This window comes from Chamaesiphon polymorphus CCALA 037 (assembly GCF_003003845.1).
GTDB classification, from domain to species: domain Bacteria; phylum Cyanobacteriota; class Cyanobacteriia; order Cyanobacteriales; family Chamaesiphonaceae; genus Chamaesiphon; species Chamaesiphon polymorphus.
The window spans coordinates 1-3,983 of record NZ_PVWO01000515.1; the positions used below are offsets into that span (position 1 = coordinate 1).

5 protein-coding genes are annotated in these 3,983 nt (G+C 43.8%); 3 read left to right on the forward strand and 2 right to left on the reverse strand.

The features are described 5' to 3' along the window. On the forward strand, window positions 1-610 hold a 610-nt coding region (locus tag C7B77_RS25495), incomplete at its 5' end, for a nitrilase-related carbon-nitrogen hydrolase (protein ID WP_281261391.1). Between the two features lie 107 nt (window positions 611-717). On the opposite strand, the gene C7B77_RS25500 is transcribed toward C7B77_RS25495, so the two are convergent. Together C7B77_RS25500 and C7B77_RS25505 are read right to left on the reverse strand one after the other, a co-directional pair. Next, entirely contained in the window at window positions 718-906 is a 189-nt protein-coding gene (locus C7B77_RS25500) for a hypothetical protein (protein WP_106311571.1), read from the reverse strand. A gap of 15 nt (window positions 907-921) precedes the next feature. Continuing rightward, entirely contained in the window at window positions 922-1,305 is a 384-nt protein-coding gene (locus C7B77_RS25505) for a DUF4351 domain-containing protein (RefSeq protein WP_245894412.1), read from the reverse strand. Between the two features lie 131 nt (window positions 1,306-1,436). On the opposite strand from C7B77_RS25505, the gene C7B77_RS25510 reads away from it, so the two are divergent. Together C7B77_RS25510 and C7B77_RS25515 are read left to right on the forward strand one after the other, a co-directional pair. Then, window positions 1,437-2,843, forward strand: coding sequence for an aldehyde dehydrogenase family protein (locus tag C7B77_RS25510; protein ID WP_106311577.1), 1,407 nt, complete (start codon window positions 1,437-1,439; stop codon window positions 2,841-2,843). A 92-nt stretch (window positions 2,844-2,935) separates the two neighbouring features. Then, window positions 2,936-3,838 (forward strand): carbohydrate ABC transporter permease, encoded by a 903-nt coding sequence (locus tag C7B77_RS25515; protein WP_181244034.1) that lies wholly within the window; start codon window positions 2,936-2,938, stop codon window positions 3,836-3,838. Window positions 3,839-3,983 lie beyond the last annotated feature (145 nt).

Below are 3,983 nucleotides of genomic sequence, written 5' to 3' on the forward strand. Positions count from 1 at the left end.
GTTTGCGCCGACACCCCACGATGTTTGGGATAAGTATTTAGATTGCTACGGTTTAGATGGCGTGTTTCCAGTTGCCAAGACGGAAATTGGTAATTTGGCAGCTCTAGCATCGGAAGAAATCTTGTATCCAGAAGTCGCCAGATGTCTGACAATGCGCGGCGCGGAGATCTTTTTGCACTCTACTTCAGAAGTATACGGCAACGATCGATCGCCCAAATCAGCCGCTAAAATTAGCCGTGCCGTTGAAAATATGGCTTATGTGGTTTCAGCAAATACGGCGGGAATCGTCAATACACCCATCCCCGATGCCTCCGCCGATGGTGGTTCCAAAATTATCGACTATCGCGGCATCATTTTGGCAGAGACGGCTACAGGCGAGAGCATGGCGGCATTTGCCGAGATTGACTTGGCTGCTTTGCGCCGCTACCGTCGCCGCCTGGGATTGAATAATTTGCTATCCCGTCAACGATTTGAACTCTATGCCGAAAGTTATCGCCAAGCACATTTTTATCCAGCGAATACGATGTCAGATACAGAAGTAGACCGCAAACACTTTTTAAAAACCCAGCAAAGCTCGATCGATAGTCTAATCGATCGAGGCATAATTTAACTCAGTGTGTCGGTGCAAATATCGATTATCTGCGATCGGTGGAGATCGATCGAGAATGCCTGAAATCTAAATTTTTGGCAGTGCCCACCTTACGAAGTATCTGCCTTCTATGATACTTCATCAGACATCAATGCTTTGTTCATCTCTAATGCTCTTTGAATATTTATAGGAAGTTCATTATTTTCAAGTAATTCAGTTATTTTTTCTAGCCACAATATTGCACTAGGAGAGTTCACATGTGCTATGTCTATTTTGTAAACCAAATCACTTATTTGCTCACTTAAGTTGTTCGGCATACCAACAATTAAAAATTATGCCAACCATTGCTCTAAATTGTCGATCGAAGTAAAGTCTAAGAGATCTTCACCTAACAATTCTACTCGCTCTAGCGGTAAAGCCTCAATTTTAGCCAATATCGTAGGACTAACATTTCCTAACTTTCGAGTTAGCTGTCTGATGACTAACGATCTAGCTTCCTCAACGCGTCCTTGAGTCTTGCCTTTTACTTCACCGCGCTGCTCGCCGCGCTGCTCGCCAATCAGCTCGGCAGCCTGAAGCTTTTCTAAAAATAATGGCGACAACTGCATCATTAAATCTTCCTCCTCTGGCTCCCTAACTTCTCTAGCTTCTAGTATAACCTTTAAATTTCCCAGCCAAGAAAGTGCATCTTGGCGACAGGGATGAGCTGGAGGCAACGCCGCTACCTCCGCAATCGCATTCGACTGGATCTTGTCCTTGCCCCAAAATAAGATCGCTATAGTTAAAATAATATCGTTTGCTTATTGTATATGTTCGATCGCAAATAGTTTATAGGGAGCAAATTACGATGACTAATCCGATCGAAGTCCGCAATCCTCGCAGTGGAAAAATAGACCATACGATCGAGCCACCTTCTGAAGATTGGTTAAAAGATCGATGTAGTAGTCATCGTCGCTCGCAGATTCATTGGTATGAAATCGGCATCGAAGGTCGGATCGAAGCTTTGAAAAAATTCAAACAATCTCTATTAGCCGATCGCGATCGATTGACAGAAGCCTTGGTAAATGATACTGGGAGATTGTCAATTTCTGTATTAGAGATAGATTCGGTATTCTCTATTATCGATCGCTGGTGTAAATTGGCTCCAGAATTATTACAATCATCCGAAAAACTTACGACGATTCCGTTTGTAAAATTACAACGGAACTTAGTTCCGTATCCACTAGTTGGGGCCATTAGCCCTTGGAATTTTCCATTATTACTCGCGACGATCGATACTATTCCGGCATTATTAGCGGGTTGTGCTGTCATCGTCAAGCCTAGTGAAATTGCTTCTCGTTTCGTCGCACCGTTGATGAGTGCGATCGAGAATGTACCGGATTTACGCGATGTGTTAACCTTTGTTGAAGGCGACGGAGAAACGGGAGCTAATCTCGTCGAATCTGTAGATTTAATCTGCTTTACAGGTAGTGTCGCTACTGGGCAAAAAGTCGCCACTACTGCCGCTCGTCGGATGATTCCCGCTTGTTTAGAATTAGGCGGCAAAGACCCCGCGATCGTATTAGCATCAGCCGATCTAGAATTAGCAACATCTGCAATTTTGTGGGGGTCAGTTGTCAATACCGGACAGTCGTGTCAATCGATCGAACGCATTTATGTGGCTGAAGATATTTTTAATGAATTTGTATCTAAATTAGTCACCAAAGCCGAACGCTTAAAATTAGCTTATCCAACCGTTAACACTGGCGAAATAGGCCCGATTATTTCCGATCGACAAGCCACAATTATTAGCGAACATTTACAAGATGCTCAAGCTAAAGGTGCGATCGTGCAATGTGGGGGAACGGTAGAACAAAAAGATGGCGGCTGGTGGTGTTTGCCGACAGTATTGACGCAGGTAAATCATAGTATGAAAGTAATGACGGAGGAAACATTTGGCCCGATTATGCCGATAATGTCGTTTGCTACAGAAGTAGAAGCTATTAACTTAGCAAATGACACGATTTATGGACTCAGTGCCGCAGTTTTTGGGGCAGAAACAGCAGCATTAGCAGTTGCCCAACAGATCGATGCTGGTGCAATTTCGATTAATGATGCGAGTCTGACGGCGATGATTTATGAGGGTGAAAAAAATTCTTTTGGATATTCTGGTTTAGGTGAATCGCGGATGGGTGCGGCTGGGTTGATGCGGTTTCTCCGCAAAAAGGCACTATTAGTGAAAACAAATGCTGTTGCCGATCCGTGGTGGTTTTAACGAACTACAGATCGATCTATACAGCCTGTTTGTGCCGATGAAAAAGGTTTTGGGGTTGTTAGGATGGGATTAAATACACGGGAGATCGCATTATGCCCGATTTTCATTCCCAAAGGCTGCACCAACGCATCGAACCAGATCGGGCCGTGCCAAACGGTCAAAAAACTCGATCGAGTACTGGCATCATAGTTAGCTATACGTTGCTAACTGCCCTCGCATTGCTATTTATCGCCCCGATCGCGTTTATGCTGGTGGCTAGCTTCAAACCCGACGATCTAGTACTATCCCAAGCGGGAACTATCCAGGGATTTATCCCCGTACCAGCTTCGACCCAAAATTATCGAGATGTATTCGATCGAGTTAATTTTAGTCAATTTTTTCTCAATTCAATCCTAATTACTAGCCTAGTCGTTCTGGCGGGATTGTTAGTCAACTCGCTGGCGGGTTATGCCTTTGCCCGATTGCGATGGCGGGGACGGAGCATCCTCTTATTAGTAGTGCTAGCTTTGATGATTATTCCGTTTGAAGCGATCGCGGTGCCGTTGTTTTTTCAGATTACGCTCTTGGGTTGGCGCAACACTTATTTAGCTCAAATATTGCCTTTTATCGCCAATGCTTTCTCAATTTATTTGTTCTACACTTTTTTTGTAGCTTTGCCGAAAGAACTCGAAGAAGCGGCACGGATCGATGGTGCGAGCACGATTCGGACTTTTTTTGAAATTATTGTACCGATATCCAAGCCCGTATTTGCAACGGTGGCAATTCTAACTTTTCTGACTCAATGGGGGTCATTTCTATGGCCGTCGATGGTGACGATCGACGAGCGAGTTCGACCTTTACCAGTCGCGATCGCCTCTTTCCAAACGTTACCACCAATTCAGTGGGGAGATATTATGAGCTTTGGCGTAATGATGGTCGCACCAATTTTAATTGTATTTTTGGCATTCCAAAAGTGGTTTGTGGCTGGGGTGGCATCTACAGGAACTAAAGGATAATTAATAATTGAGAATTGAGAATTGAGAATTGAGAATTGAGAATTGATAACTAAGAGCAGGTTAAATTAAGGCTCTTCATTACTTAGTATGCTCGATCGATAGCAAATTGAGCAAACAAAGTAAGCAAATAAATACGATCGGTGAA